15 protein-coding genes are annotated in these 13,992 nt (G+C 61.4%); 8 read left to right on the top strand and 7 right to left on the bottom strand.

Features of this window, described 5'->3' with window-relative positions; genetic code table 11:
* Positions 1-7: 7 nt before the first annotated feature.
* From LOY69_RS08125 to LOY69_RS08110, 4 genes are all read right to left on the bottom strand, one after another.
* Positions 8-1,117 (bottom strand): flagellar basal body P-ring protein FlgI, encoded by a 1,110-nt coding sequence (locus LOY69_RS08125; protein WP_016963126.1) that lies wholly within the window; start codon positions 1,115-1,117, stop codon positions 8-10.
* A 15-nt stretch (positions 1,118-1,132) separates the two neighbouring features.
* The gene (gene flgH, locus LOY69_RS08120; protein ID WP_102864052.1) at positions 1,133-1,828 is read right to left on the bottom strand and encodes a flagellar basal body L-ring protein FlgH; all 696 of its coding nucleotides are present in this window, start codon (positions 1,826-1,828) and stop codon (positions 1,133-1,135) included.
* Positions 1,829-1,889: 61 nt separating this feature from the next.
* Positions 1,890-2,675, bottom strand: coding sequence for a flagellar basal-body rod protein FlgG (flgG, locus tag LOY69_RS08115; RefSeq protein WP_102864053.1), 786 nt, complete (start codon positions 2,673-2,675; stop codon positions 1,890-1,892).
* Between the two features lie 45 nt (positions 2,676-2,720).
* Complete coding sequence (locus LOY69_RS08110; protein WP_265074367.1) at positions 2,721-3,461, bottom strand: flagellar basal body rod protein FlgF; 741 nt, start codon at positions 3,459-3,461, stop codon at positions 2,721-2,723.
* Between the two features lie 332 nt (positions 3,462-3,793).
* Between LOY69_RS08110 and LOY69_RS08105 the strand changes: the two genes are divergently transcribed.
* Both LOY69_RS08105 and LOY69_RS08100 read left to right on the top strand, forming a co-directional pair.
* Complete coding sequence (locus LOY69_RS08105) at positions 3,794-4,660, top strand: hypothetical protein (protein WP_102878839.1); 867 nt, start codon at positions 3,794-3,796, stop codon at positions 4,658-4,660.
* On the top strand, positions 4,657-5,379 hold the full coding sequence (locus tag LOY69_RS08100; RefSeq protein ID WP_047302638.1) for a TylF/MycF/NovP-related O-methyltransferase: 723 nt from the start codon (positions 4,657-4,659) through the stop codon (positions 5,377-5,379). The genes LOY69_RS08105 and LOY69_RS08100 overlap by 4 nt, the downstream gene beginning before the upstream one ends.
* 54 nt (positions 5,380-5,433) lie before the next feature.
* On the opposite strand, the gene LOY69_RS08095 is transcribed toward LOY69_RS08100, so the two are convergent.
* Positions 5,434-6,996, bottom strand: a complete 1,563-nt coding sequence (locus LOY69_RS08095) for a sigma-54-dependent transcriptional regulator (protein WP_060838115.1) — start codon at positions 6,994-6,996, stop codon at positions 5,434-5,436.
* Between the two features lie 305 nt (positions 6,997-7,301).
* On the opposite strand from LOY69_RS08095, the gene phhA reads away from it, so the two are divergent.
* The 6 genes from phhA to LOY69_RS08065 all read left to right on the top strand — a co-directional run bounded on the left by phhA (position 7,302) and on the right by LOY69_RS08065 (position 11,630).
* Positions 7,302-8,093, top strand: coding sequence for a phenylalanine 4-monooxygenase (gene phhA / locus LOY69_RS08090; protein WP_102864057.1), 792 nt, complete (start codon positions 7,302-7,304; stop codon positions 8,091-8,093).
* Positions 8,094-8,162: 69 nt separating this feature from the next.
* Positions 8,163-8,519, top strand: coding sequence for a 4a-hydroxytetrahydrobiopterin dehydratase (locus LOY69_RS08085; RefSeq protein ID WP_007930096.1), 357 nt, complete (start codon positions 8,163-8,165; stop codon positions 8,517-8,519).
* On the top strand, positions 8,519-9,709 hold the full coding sequence (locus tag LOY69_RS08080; protein ID WP_265074366.1) for an amino acid aminotransferase: 1,191 nt from the start codon (positions 8,519-8,521) through the stop codon (positions 9,707-9,709). Before LOY69_RS08085 ends, LOY69_RS08080 begins: the two co-directional genes overlap by 1 nt.
* A 202-nt stretch (positions 9,710-9,911) precedes the next feature.
* On the top strand, positions 9,912-10,043 hold the full coding sequence (locus LOY69_RS08075; RefSeq protein ID WP_258009278.1) for a hypothetical protein: 132 nt from the start codon (positions 9,912-9,914) through the stop codon (positions 10,041-10,043).
* Positions 10,044-10,130: 87 nt separating this feature from the next.
* Positions 10,131-10,313, top strand: a complete 183-nt coding sequence (locus LOY69_RS08070) for a hypothetical protein (protein WP_102864060.1) — start codon at positions 10,131-10,133, stop codon at positions 10,311-10,313.
* Between the two features lie 117 nt (positions 10,314-10,430).
* Positions 10,431-11,630 (top strand): MFS transporter, encoded by a 1,200-nt coding sequence (locus LOY69_RS08065; protein WP_102878835.1) that lies wholly within the window; start codon positions 10,431-10,433, stop codon positions 11,628-11,630.
* Here the strand turns inward: LOY69_RS08065 and arfB are convergent.
* Together arfB and LOY69_RS08055 are read right to left on the bottom strand one after the other, a co-directional pair.
* Positions 11,627-12,040: an alternative ribosome rescue aminoacyl-tRNA hydrolase ArfB gene (arfB, locus tag LOY69_RS08060; protein WP_170001285.1), complete on the bottom strand. Its 414-nt coding sequence runs from the start codon at positions 12,038-12,040 to the stop codon at positions 11,627-11,629. The genes LOY69_RS08065 and arfB overlap by 4 nt on opposite strands.
* Before the next feature lie 201 nt (positions 12,041-12,241).
* Positions 12,242-13,663 (bottom strand): amino acid permease, encoded by a 1,422-nt coding sequence (locus LOY69_RS08055; RefSeq protein WP_110595144.1) that lies wholly within the window; start codon positions 13,661-13,663, stop codon positions 12,242-12,244.
* Positions 13,664-13,992: the final 329 nt, after the last annotated feature.

The raw sequence follows: 13,992 nt of genomic DNA, 5'->3' as shown, positions 1-13,992 counted from the left end.
GCTCACCTCAAATCACGATCAGGTCGGCCTGCAAGGCGCCGGCCTGTTTCAAGGCTTCGAGGATCGCCATCAAGTCACCTGGCGCAGCCCCGACCTGGTTCACCGCACGGACGATCTCATCCAGGGTGGTGCCCGGGCCGAACTTGAACATCGGCTTGGCTTCCTGCTGGGCGTTGACCCGCGAACGCGGCACCACAGCGGTCTGGCCATTGGACAGAGGGCCAGGCTGGCTGACGATCGGGTCTTCGGTAATGGTCACGGTCAGGCTGCCGTGGGTCACCGCCGCCGGCGACACCTTGACGTTCTGGCCAATGACGATGGTGCCGGTACGGGAGTTGATGATGACCTTCGCCACCGCCTGCCCCGGATCGACTTCCAGATTCTCCAGGATCGACAGGTAGTCCACGCGCTGGCTTGGGTCCAGAGGCGCGGTGACCCGGATCGAACCGCCATCAATGGCCTGGGCCACGCCCGGGCCGAGCATGTCGTTGATCTTGTCGACAATGCGCTTGGCGGTGGTGAAGTCCGAACGATTGAGGTTCAGGGTCAGGCTGTTGCCCTGATTGAAACCGCTGGGCACGGCGCGCTCCACCGAGGCACCACCAGGAATCCGTCCGGCAGATGGCACGTTGACGGTGATCTTCGAACCGTCACGCCCCTCGGCATCGAAACCGCCCACCACCAGGTTGCCCTGGGCAATGGCGTAGACGTTGCCGTCGATCCCCTTGAGCGGGGTCAGCAGCAAGGTGCCGCCACGCAGGCTCTTGGAGTTACCGATGGACGAAACGGTGATATCCACCTGCTGACCCGGCTTGGCGAATGCCGGCAGATCGGCGCTGACCGACACCGCCGCGACGTTCTTCAACTGCACGTTGCCGGAGCCGGCCGGCACCTTGATGCCAAACTGCGACAGCATGTTGTTGAACGTCTGCAGAGTGAACGGGGTCTGGGTCGTCTGGTCGCCGGTGCCGTTAAGCCCGACCACCAGGCCGTAACCGATCAATTGGTTGGAACGCACGCCGGAAATACTGGCAATGTCCTTCAACCGCTCGGCCTGGACACCAAGGGAAGTGGACAGCAACAACGCCGCCGCCATCAGGTGCTTGAAGTTGAACATGAGGCTTCTCATCACCTAGAAAGGGAACAGCGGACTGAGGAAGAAACGATCGAACCAGCCAGGCTGGTTAGCATCGGCAAACGAGCCGGTACCCGAATAGGTAATGCGGGCATCTGCCACCCGGGTCGAGGAGACGGTGTTGTCGGTAGCGATATCGTCTGCCCGTACCAGACCGGCGATCCGCACCAGTTCGTCGCCGGTGTTGAGCGTCATCCACTTCTCGCCGCGCACCGCGATGATGCCGTTGGGCAATACATCGGCCACGGTGACGGTGATCGAACCGGTCAGGCTGTTGCTCTGCGCGGCCTTACTGTCGCCCTTGGTGGCGCGATTACCGCTGTAGCCGGCATTCAACGTCAGGTCGCCATCGCTCAACGGGTTGTTGACATTGGGCACAGCGCCAAACAACGAGGTCAGGCCGATGCTGTTGGAGCTGGTCTTGTTCAGGGCCGAGTTGGCGCCCTTGCTGGCGCTGGTCCGCTCGTTCAGGGTGATGGTAATGATGTCACCCACCCGGAACGCCTTGCGGTCGCTGTACAGGTTCTGCTCAAAACCGGCCTGGTAGATCGAGCCGTTGTTGGACGCGGAAGGCAGCGGCGTGCGCGGCAACACCGGGGCGTAATAAGGGTCATTGGGCTTGGGCGGCGGAGCAACACAGCCCGCGAGCACGGCACTCCCACTCAGCGCTAGAACACACATAAACCGATTCATGACCCTTCCTCACGATGTTGCCGGTGCGCCACTTCAGACCCGTGGCGACCTCAAGACTTGATTACAGCTTCTGCGTAATGAACGAGAGCATCTGGTCCGCAGTGGAGATCACCTTGGAGTTCATCTCGTAGGCCCGCTGGGTGGTGATCATGTTGACCATTTCCTCAACGGTGCTGACGTTGGACGCTTCCAGGGTGTTCTGCAGCGTGGTGCCGAAGCCGTTAAGGCCCGGGGTACCAATTTGCGGCGCGCCACTGGCGGCGGTTTCCAGGAACAGGTTGTTGCCCTGGGACTGCAGGCCAGCCGGGTTGATGAAGTCGGCGGTCTGCAGGTTGCCGATCACCTGGGAAGCCGGGTTGCCGGCGATAGTGATGGATACGGTGCCGTCCTGACCCACGGTGAAGGTCTGTGCGTCGTTGGGCACAACCACCGCAGGCTCCAGGGCAAAACCGCTGGCAGTGACGATCTGGCCATCGGAGTTGAGGTGGAACGTACCGTCACGGGTATAGGCCGTGGTGCCGTCGGGCTGCAGGATCTGGAAGAAACCACGGCCATTGATGGCCAGGTCCAGAGGCTGCTCGGTGGTCTGCAGGCTGCCGGCAGTGAAGTTCTTCTGAGTCCCGACAATGCGCACACCGGTACCGACCTGCAGGCCGGTTGGCAGTTCGCTGTCCTGGGTCGACTGGGCACCGGGCTGGCGCTTGATCTGATACAGCAGGTCCTGGAACTCGGCGCGATCACGCTTGAAACCCGTGGTCGAGACGTTCGCCAGGTTGTTGGAAATAACACTCAGGTTGGTGTCCTGGGCGGACAGACCGGTTTTGGCAACCCATAGAGCCGGAAGCATTCGATTCTCCTCTCGCGCCTGTTTTACGGCGCTAGATACTGGTAATTAGCTGATCTGCAAGACCCGAGCCATGGCCTGGTCGTCTTCTTTGGCGCTGTTCATCATCTTGACGTGCAATTCGAACTGGCGGGACAAGGCCAGCACCGCGGTCATTTCTTCCACGGCATTGACGTTGCTCGACTCCAGGAAACCCGAGACCAACTGCACATTGGCATCGGCAGGCGCCGGCTGGCCGTCCTTGGTCTTGATCGACCCATCCAGGCCCTTGGTCAGGTTCCTGATATCCGGATTGACCAGCTTGATGCGATCGACCTCGGCCATGACCCGCGGACCTTCACCCATGGCACGAATGCTGATGGTGCCGTCCTGGCCGACTTCGATCTTCTGCTCTGGCGGCACGGCGATAGGACCGCCATTGCCCATGACCGGCATGCCATTGCCTGCACGCAGCACGCCCAGAGCGTCGACATTCAAACTGCCGGTACGCACATAGCTTTCGCTGCCATCGGGGCTCTGCACGGCAATCCAGCCCTTGCCGCTGACGGCCACGTCCAGGTCACGACCGGTTTCCACCATGGAGCCGGGAGTAAAATCCGTTGCCGGCCGTTCACCCATGGCAAAGGCCCGCGCCGGAAAACTGTCACCAAACACCGGCATCGCGCGCGCCTGCTCCAGGTCGCGCTGAAAACCGTTGGTGGAGATGTTCGCCAGATTGTTGGCATGAGCCTTTTGCGCCAGAGCATTCTGGCTGGCGCCGGTCATTGCCACATAAAGGTACTTGTCCACAATCGTTCCTCATCTGCCGGACGTTTGCCGCCCCACACTGTACTGAGCATGGCGTAAGCAATTTCTACACCAACTTTAACTTCCAACAGCGCTCCCCATGCAGGCCGGGGCTTTGCCGCGAGCAACGGGTTTTTCAGGGCGGAATGAGAGACGAAAAAACGGCGGACTTATGCCGCTAACGGCAAGTCTCGGTCGCACGCCCCGGGTTCGTTCCGCACTCGAGCTGGACACTTTGTGAACGGATCTTGCTAGGCACAGTGACTGGCTATCGCAACTTCAGTTTGCGCAGGGGTGGCCGACACCTAAGCCAGTGACTGCCAAGGAGAACCACTTTGAACCTGTACCTCAATCAGCTGCGCAAGACAGCTGACTTCAAGGAAGCCATCTATTCCGGGGATATCTTCCTGGACACTGACCTGGCCACCGCAAAAGAACTCTGCGGGTACGCCAAGGAAAGCATCACCGCGGCATTCGATGGCGAAACCAACCACCAGGCTCTGCACACGATGATGCCGGTAGAAGAGTTCGTCAGCCGGGTTACCCGACTCAAGGGCCAGTTCACCAACAGCCAGCGCGTCAAGGATCTGATCCTTGGCTTCATTCACGAGATCGGCATCGATCCTCGGGACTACATTTTCGACGTACCGCGCCTGCGGGTCGTGCCCAACTACGACTACCTGCACGCTGGCGTCAGCTACGCCTACAAGCCTCATCGCGACAGCTGGTACGGCAGCGTGGATTGCCAGATCAACACCTGGATGCCGGTCTACACCATCACCCCGGACCAGACCATGATGATCAACCCCAGCTACTTCGAGAAGCCGGTGGCCAACACCTCGAAGGACTGGAGCCTGAAGGACTGGATCAGCAACCAGCGACACAAGGCCAAGGACAACCTGACCGAAGAAGTACGGGTCCACCCGGTGCCCCTGGGGGAGATCGACGACAGCTCTGAACTGCGCATCGCCGGCAACTCAGGCGAGATGCTGGTGTTCTCCGGCTCGCACCTGCACGGCACTGTCCCCAACCGTACCGACCGCACCCGCTTCAGCGTGGACTTCCGCCTGATGCACCTCGAAGACCTGAAACACAACCGCGGAGCCCCCAACGTAGACAGCGCCTGCCCCGACGTCGGCTCCGGCTTCAAAGACTACTTCCACGCCCACGACTTCTCGAATTTCCAAGGATTCAAGCCATGACCAAACGTCGCCTTACCCCCGCCGAAGCCCAATACAACGAAACCCGCGCCGGCGTACTCAAGCGGGTCGACGCCGAGTACGTAGCCGACGCGCCCTTCGTCTTCGCCAACCGCATCAACGTCACCGCCGCGCTGTCGCGCATGGAGCTGTTCAAGAAGGTCATGGATGTGCCCGGGGCGATCATCGAGTGCGGCGTGTACAAGGGCAACTCGCTGATGCTCTACATGCACCTGTCGATGATCCTCGAGCCTTATGCCATCAACCGCTCCATCGTCGGCTTCGACACCTTCGAAGGCTTCACCAGCATCAACAAGGACGAGGACCCGGCCGACATCAACGAAAGCATGTTCTCCGACACCGACCAGTCGCTGATCCAGGACATGATCGATGCCAACGACCTGCTGCGTCCGGTGAACCGCATCCCGCGCTGCGAGCTGGTCAAGGGCGACATCTGCAAGACCGTGCCGGAATTCGTCAAGTCGCGTCCGGACCTGGTAGTGGCCATGCTGATCCTCGACACCGACCTGTACGAGCCCACCAAGGTCGCCCTGGAAACCTTCCTGCCGTACATGCCCAAGGGCGCTATCGTGGTTCTCGACGAAGTCGCCTACCGCAACTTCCCGGGCGAAACCAAGGCCCTGCGCGAAGTGTTCGACATGAACAAGATCGAACTCAAGCGCCTGCCTTTTGACTCCTGTGTCGGCTACTTCCATATCTGAAGACAGCCAGCCCCGAGCCAAACGAAAAGCCCCGCTTCATAAGCGGGGCTTTTTTCATTCCGGCGACTCCTTGCCGACCTCGTACTGGCGCAACTTGTTGGCGATGGTGGTATGGGAAACCCCCAGGCGCTTGCCCAGTTGCCGACTGCTGGGATGCTCGGCATAGAGACTTTCCAGCACCGCCTTTTCAAAGCGACCGACAATCTGCTCAAGGCCGCCTTCCAGGGAAAAGTCCCCCAGGGGCTGGCGCGCGCCATAGTCCGGCAGACGGATATGCTCGGCCTTGACCATGCCGCCATCACACAGCGAGACCGCCTGGAACAGCACGTTCTCCAACTGCCGGACATTGCCCGGCCAGTGATAGTGACTGAGGCGCTCCATGGCCGCCGGAGCCAACCGTGGCAGCGGACAGCCGATCTGGCGACTGGCCTGATCGAGGAAGTGCTCCACCAGGGGCGTCAAACCATCGAGGCATTCGCGCAGCGGCGGAATATGCAGGGACAGCACGTTGAGTCGGTGGTACAGGTCCTGGCGAAACTCGCCCCGGGCACAGAGTTCGGACAGATCCACCTGAGTCGCACAGATCACCCGCACATCCAGGTACACCTCCTCGTCACTGCCGACACGACGGAAGCAGCCATCCTGGAGGAAACGCAGCAACTTGACCTGCAGGCGCGGGCTCATTTCCCCCACACCATCGAGAAACAGCGTGCCGCCGGCCGTCAGCTCCAGCAGCCCGAGCTTGCCCTCGGCCCGAGCCCCTTCGAAGGCCCCGGGGCCATAGCCGAACAGCTCGGTCTCGGCCATGGATTCCGGCAGCCCGGCGCAGTTCAGAGCCATCAGCGGCGACTGGCCCCGAGGGCTGGCCAGGTGGCAGGCGCGGGCCAGCAACTCCTTGCCGGTGCCGGTCTCGCCTTCAATCAACAGAGGCGCATCCAGGGGCGCCATGCGCCGGGCTTCCCGCACCACCGCTGCCATGACTTTCGAGCTCTGGAAAATACTGTCAAAGCCCCGCAGCTCCTGCTTGCGCACATTGTAGATACGCTCACCAACCCGATCCGCCCGATGCAGGGTCAATACCGCACCGGCCATGGCCTCGCTGTCATCGTGCTCGGATTGCAGCGGGGCGATGTCCGCCAGAAACACGTCGCCCTTGACCTTGACCCGCAGCCCGTTGATCCGCGACTGGTTGGCCCGCACCAACTCCGGCAAATCGAAGTCCTCAGCGTAGCGTGACAGCGGAATCCCCGGCACTTCATCCACCCGCACGCCCAGCAACTGCGCTGCCGCTCGGTTGGCGGCCACGATGGAGCCGCCCATGTCGATGGACAGCACCGGGAACTCCAGGGCACCCAGCAGCGCATTGAGCTCCATATGCCGACGCTCGCTGGGCATCAGCCCGACCCTTTTGACGCCAAACACTCCGGCGATGGATTCGAACTTGGGGCGCAATGCCTGGAACTGCAGGTTGATCAGGTTCGGACAGTGCAGATAGATGGCGTTGCCATGCTCGCCCCCCACCTCGCCCCGGGCCACGTTGATCCCGTATTCCACCAGCAGATTGAGGATGTCCCGCAGGATGCCGATGCGGTTCTGGCAGTGAACTTTGATACGCATGAAGAAAGGCCCTAAGCGGATAATGGAGGGCATAAACGCCGAAAACCGACGCTTTTGACGTCGGCATTTGCAAACTTTCTGCTGGATGGCGCAGATAATCGTCAAGATTATGTGACAGCAAAGGGCTTTTTCAAACCTGAAAACCCACAATACTTGGGAGCCCTGGGCAAAACCGTAACGATTAGTTTACAAATTGACGTCCTAACCCCCTCCGTCAGCGCCAGTCAGCTGCTGCAAAGCGTCGCACCCTGGGGTATCACTGGGGTCACACATAACAAGAACGCATCCCCTGGCAGGAGAGCAGCATGAAGCAGACGCAGTACGTGGCCCGCGAGCCCGACGCGCAAGGTTTTATCGACTATCCACCCGAAGAACACGCGGTGTGGAACACCCTGATCACGCGCCAGTTGAAAGTGATCGAGGGGCGCGCGTGCCAGGAGTACCTGGACGGCATCGACAAGCTCGGACTGCCCCACGACCGCATCCCGCAGCTGAGTGAAATCAACAAGGTCCTCGGCGAAACCACGGGCTGGCAAGTGGCCCGGGTGCCGGCACTGATTCCTTTCCAGACCTTTTTCGAACTGCTGGCCAGCAAGCGCTTTCCGGTGGCGACCTTCATTCGTACTCCTGAAGAGTTGGACTACCTGCAGGAACCGGACATCTTCCACGAGATTTTCGGCCACTGCCCGCTGCTGACCAACCCCTGGTTCGCCGAATTCACCCACACCTACGGCAAGCTCGGCCTGCAAGCCACCAAGGAAGAGCGCGTTTACCTGGCGCGTCTGTACTGGATGACTATCGAGTTCGGCCTGGTGGACACCCCGGACGGGCGACGCATCTACGGCGGCGGCATCCTCTCCTCGCCCAAGGAAACCGTCTACAGCCTGTCCGAAGAGCCGGAGCACCAGGCCTTCGATCCGCTGGAAGCCATGCGCACGCCTTATCGCATCGACATCCTGCAACCCATCTACTTTGCCCTGCCCAACCTCAAGCGCCTGTTCGACCTGGCCCATGAAGACATCATGGCCCTGGTCCACCAAGGCATGCAGCTGGGCCTGCACGCCCCCAAATTCCCGCCAAAACCCAAGGCGGCCTGAGCAGCCCGCCCTCGCGGGCGGCTGCGAAAGATAGTAACTTCCAACAAGAATCGAACTCAGGAATACACCATGACCGCTCTGAACCAAGCCCATTGCGAAGCCTGCCGCGCCGATGCCCCTCAGGTCAGCGACGAAGAACTGCCGGTACTGATCAAGCAGATCCCCGACTGGAACATCGAAGTTCGTGACGGCGTGATGCAGCTGGAAAAAGTCTTCCTGTTCAAGAATTTCAAATTCGCCCTGGCCTTCACCAATGCCATGGGCGAGATCTCCGAGGCCGAAGGCCACCACCCGGGTCTGCTCACCGAATGGGGCAAAGTCACCGTGACCTGGTGGAGCCACTCGATCAAGGGCCTGCACCGCAACGACTTCATCATGGCCGCCCGCACCGACGAAGTGGCCAAGACCGCAGAAGGACGCAAGTAATGCATTTCGATGCCATCGGCCGCGTACCCGGCGATCCGATTCTCGGCCTGATGGAGGCCTACGCCAACGACCCCAACCCGCGCAAGTTCGACCTCGGCGTGGGGGTCTACAAGGACGCCCAGGGCCTGACGCCGATCCCGCAATCGGTGAAGCTGGCAGAGCAGCGCCTGGTAGACCGCCAGACCACCAAGACCTACATCGGCGGCCACGGCGACGCGGCCTTCGGCAAGGTGATCAATGAACTGGTACTGGGCAACGACTCGACACTCATCGCCGAACAGCGCGCCGGCGCTACCCAGACGCCGGGCGGCACCGGCGCCCTGCGCCTGAGCGCCGACTTCATCGCCCAGTGCCTGCCGGGCCGCGGCGTTTGGTTGAGCAACCCGACCTGGCCGATCCACGAAACCATCTTCGCCGCAGCGGGGGTCAAGGTCAGTCACTACCCCTACGTGGGCAGCGACAACCGCCTGGACGTCGAGGCCATGCTGGACACCCTGAACCGGGTGCCCGAGGGCGACGTGGTGCTGCTGCACGCCTGCTGCCACAACCCCACCGGTTTCGATCTGAGCCAGGCCGACTGGCAACGGGTGCTGGAGGTGGTGCGCAAGCGCAACCTGCTGCCGCTGATCGACTTCGCCTACCAGGGCTTTGGCGACGGCCTGGAACAGGATGCCTGGTCGGTGCGGTTGTTCGCCGCCGAAGTGCCGGAAGTGCTGATCACCAGCTCCTGCTCGAAGAACTTCGGCCTGTACCGCGATCGTACCGGGGCCCTGATCGTCTGCACCCGGGACGCCGAAAAGCTCCTCGACGTGCGCAGTCAACTGGCCCATATCGCCCGTAACCTGTGGTCCACACCACCGGATCATGGGGCCGCAGTAGTCGCCACCATCCTCGGCGACCCGGAGCTGAAAAGCCTCTGGGCCGACGAAGTGGAAGCCATGCGCCAGCGCATCGCCCAACTGCGCGCCGGCCTGCTGGAAGCCTTGCAGCCCTATGGACTGGCCGAGCGCTTCGCCCACATCGGCGTGCAACGCGGCATGTTCTCCTACACCGGCCTGAGCCCGTCTCAGGTCAAGGAACTGCGTGAACACCACAGCGTGTACATGGTCAGTTCCGGCCGGGCCAACGTGGCCGGAATCGACGCTTCGCGCCTGAGCCTGCTGGCTGAGGCGATCGCTCGGGTCGTCTAAAAGCAGAGCGCGTGCTTGCCGGCGCGGGAGGCCCTGAGGGTGCCTTCGCTGGCAAGCCGGTTCCTGCCGCCGCTTTGTCCTTTCATCCCGAAATCGCGATAAAAATCTTTTTGTCATTTCCAGTGCTGTATCCTGCCCAGGCTTTTTAAAAGCGCGGACCTACCCAGCGATTTAAAAAACAGACTTTGCGAGGAGCAACGACATGCATGAGATCCCGAATCTCCCCTTCCCAAGCCTGCACGAAACTGAGCAGACAACCACGCCACAAGCCAGTGCCGAAAAGCCTGTAGTGCAAGAAGCCGCCGACAGCCGCAAGGCCGACAGCGAAGACTGAAAAGAGCTGTAACCAGACCGTGTGGAAAGCGCTACTCAAGCGCTTTCCACACCGCCTGAATCTTTCCCCCCGAGCCCCTGCCGAACCATGACCGACTCCTTCAGCGAAACCCAAGCCAGCGTACTGCTGGGTACTGCGGAAAAAATGATCGAGATCTGGAATCGCCTCAGCCCGGAAAAACAGGCCGCCCTGCTGGCCCGTTTCGGCACCCAGGAAAATGCCCTGGCCGCTCTGGTCACCACTCAGTTGCTGAGCGCCAAAGACGCCTGACTCAATCCCTCAACCAGGGACGTTCTGAACAACGCGTCGATTTCTGCCCCTGCATCCCCGTCCACATCGGTATCATAAGCAGCCTATCTATTTAGCTGTCGCAGTGGACCCATCCCCATGCCAGATACCCAGCGCCCCTTGACGGTCACGCTGCAAGTCGTCTCCATCGTCCTGTTCACCTTTATTGGCTACCTGAATATCGGCATTCCCCTGGCGGTACTGCCAGGCTACGTCCATAGCGACCTGGGGTTTGGCGCAGTGATCGCCGGCCTGGTGATCAGCGTGCAATACCTGGCCACCCTCCTCAGCCGTCCCTACGCCGGACGCATCATCGACAACCTGGGCTGCAAGCGCGCTGTCATGTACGGCCTGGCCGGCTGCGGCCTGAGCGGCGTGTTCATGCTGCTTTCCGCCTGGCTGCAGGGTCAGCCGACCCTGAGTTTGATCAGCCTGCTGATCGGCCGCCTGGTACTGGGCAGCGCGGAAAGCCTGGTGGGCTCGGGGTCGATTGGTTGGGGCATCGGCCGGGTCGGCGCACAGAACACCGCCAAGGTGATTTCCTGGAACGGCATCGCCAGTTATGGCGCCCTGGCCATCGGCGCGCCCCTGGGGGTTTGGCTGGTCAACCGCCTGGGCCTGTGGAGCATGGGGGTAAGCATCATTCTGCTGGCGGTGCTCGGCCTGCTGCTGGCCTGGCCAAAACTCGCCGCGCCGATAGTCGCCGGGGAACGCCTGCCGTTCATCCATGTGCTGGGCAAAGTCTTCCCTCACGGTTGCGGCCTGGCCCTGGGCTCCATCGGCTTTGGCACCATCGCCACCTTCATCACCCTGTATTACACGACCCAGCACTGGTCCAACGCGGTGCTGTGCCTGAGCCTGTTCGGCGCCAGTTTCATTGGTGCACGCCTGCTGTTCGGCAACCTGATCAACCGCCTCGGCGGCTTTCGCGTGGCCATTGCCTGCCTGTCGGTGGAAACCCTCGGCCTGCTCCTGCTGTGGCTGGCCCCCGATGCCAACTGGGCCCTGGCCGGCGCGGCCTTGAGCGGCTTTGGCTTCTCCCTGGTGTTCCCGGCACTGGGCGTGGAAGCGGTCAATCTGGTGCCGGCCTCCAGCCGTGGCGCGGCGGTGGGCGCCTACTCGCTGTTCATCGACCTGTCTTTGGGCATCACCGGACCACTGGCCGGGGCGATTGCCGGCGGTTTCGGCTTTGCCTCGATCTTCCTGTTTGCCGCCATCGCCGCGTGCTGCGGCCTGCTGCTAAGCCTGTACCTGTATCACCAGGCCCCCAAGCAGCGTAAGGAACGTTCGAACCGCTAGAAGTCCACTTTGCCGCGGCCAGCCTTGATGCTGCCGCGCTTGGCCTTGCTCTCCAGGCGGCGCTTCTTCGAGCCCAGGGTCGGCTTGGTGGGGCGGCGCTTCTTTTCCACCTTGACGGCGCTGAGGATCAGCTCGGTGAGACGCTCCAGGGCATCGGCGCGATTCTGCTCCTGGGTGCGGTACTGCTGGGCCTTGAGAATGATCACGCCGTCACTGGTGATGCGACTGTCGCGCAGCGCCAGCAGGCGCTCCTTGTAGAAAGGTGGCAGGGACGAGGCCGGAATATCGAAGCGCAGATGCACTGCGCTGGACACCTTGTTGACGTTCTGACCACCGGCGCCCTGGGCGCGGATGGCGGTCAGCTCGATCTCGGCATCCGGCAGATGCACATTGTTGGAAATCACCAGCATGGAACAGGAATCCGTCTTCAGGGCGCACAGGATACCCCCATTCCCCACGCTCTTGCGGACCTGTTCGCTGGCAAGCCAGCGCCTGCAACAGGCAGCTCCCATGCAGGAGCCGACTGGCCGACGAAAGCGATCTCGCTCCCACAAAGATCACAGGCATGAAAAACCCGGCCGGAGCCGGGTCTGTCATGGCCAAGGCCGCGCTTACTTCAGCGCAGTGCTGGCTGCTTGCAGCGAGTGCTGAGCGCTGCGCTTGTTCTTGATCAGGTAGCAGCCCCACATGAACACCACCCACACCGGAATCGCGTACACCGAGATCTGAATGCCTGGAATCATCAGCATGATGCCGAGGATGAACACCACGAACGCCAGGCAGACATAGTTGCCGTAGGGGTACCACAGCGCCTTGAACAGCGAGGTCTGACCGGTACGGTTCATGTGCTGGCGGAACTTGAAGTGCGAGTAGCTGATCATGGCCCAGTTGATCACCAGGGTTGCCACCACCAGGGACATCAGCAGCTCAAGGGCGTGCTGGGGAATCAGGTAGTTGAGCACCACGGCAACGAAGGTCACCACCGCCGAGGCGAGGATCGACAGCACCGGCACGCCGCGCTTGTCGATCTTGGCCAGGACTTTCGGCGCATCGCCCTGCTCGGCCATGCCCAACAGCATGCGGCTGTTGCAGTAGGTGCCGCTGTTGTACACCGACAACGCCGCAGTCAGGACCACGAAGTTGAGGATGTGCGCTGCCGTGTTGCTGCCCAGCATCGAGAACACCTGGACGAACGGACTGCCGCTATAGGCATCGCCAGAGGCATTCAGGGTCACCAGCAGGGTGTCCCACGGGGTCAGCGACAGCAGCACCACCAGGGCGCCGATGTAGAAAATCAGGATGCGGTAGATCACCTGGTTGATGGCCTTGGGGATCACGGTTTTCGGCTTGTCGGCCTCGGCTGCAGTGAAGCCGAGCATTTCCAGGCCGCCGAAGGAGAACATGATGATCGCCATGGCCATCACCAGTCCGCTGACGCCGTTGGGGAAGAAGCCGCCATGGGACCAGAGGTTGCTCACCGATGCCTGCGGGCCGCCGTTACCGCTGACCAGCAGGTAGCTGCCCAGGGCGATCATGCCGACGATGGCCACCACCTTGATGATGGCGAACCAGAACTCGGCCTCGCCGAACACCTTGACGTTGGCCAGGTTGATGACGTTGATCATCACGAAGAACACCGCCGCCGAGGCCCAGGTCGGCACCTCCGGCCACCAGTAATGCACATACTTGCCGACCGCGGTCAGTTCCGACATGCCCACCAGGATGTAGAGAATCCAGCAGTTCCAGCCGGAAAGGAAACCGGCAAAGCCGCCCCAGTACTTATGGGCGAAGTGACTGAAAGAACCGGCCACCGGCTCTTCAACGATCATCTCGCCCAGCTGGCGCATGATCATGAAGGCGATGAAACCGCAGATGGCGTAACCGAGGATCATCGACGGACCGGCGGATTTGAGCACCCCGGCCGACCCCAGGAACAAACCGGTACCGATCGCGCCACCCAGGGCGATCAGTTGAATATGGCGATTTTTCAGGCCGCGTTTCAGCTCGCCCGAATGCGAGTTTTGTCCACTCATGAAAAGGTTCTCACGCAAGGTTTGATGATGTTTGCAAGACGTTGCCGCCCGGTGAAGGCTTAAGCGGCGCGGAGCAAACCCCAGCGCAGGCACCCGAAGTTCAGCGTTTTTCTAACGGTCATGCGTCACCTGTTTGTTTTTATCTGTGACGAAATCGAACCCACCACGCTCGTGACGCGGCGGAGTGAACAAGGTGGATAACCTTGAGTTTATTGGCCCGGCAGCAGTGTCTTCAGCGCCCTGGGAGCAGGCTGAAACACGCGGCGCAGACGCAAAGTGCGCGGGTACGCAGTTGGGTCACAGTTAAAACGCCGCGCATTGTACACCCC

Origin of the sequence: Pseudomonas sp. B21-059, assembly GCF_026016285.1 — a bacterium.
GTDB classification, from domain to species: Bacteria; Pseudomonadota; Gammaproteobacteria; order Pseudomonadales; family Pseudomonadaceae; genus Aquipseudomonas; species Aquipseudomonas danubii.
The sequence above is the reverse complement of the archived record's forward strand: the minus strand, read 5'-3'. Positions and strand labels throughout refer to the sequence as shown.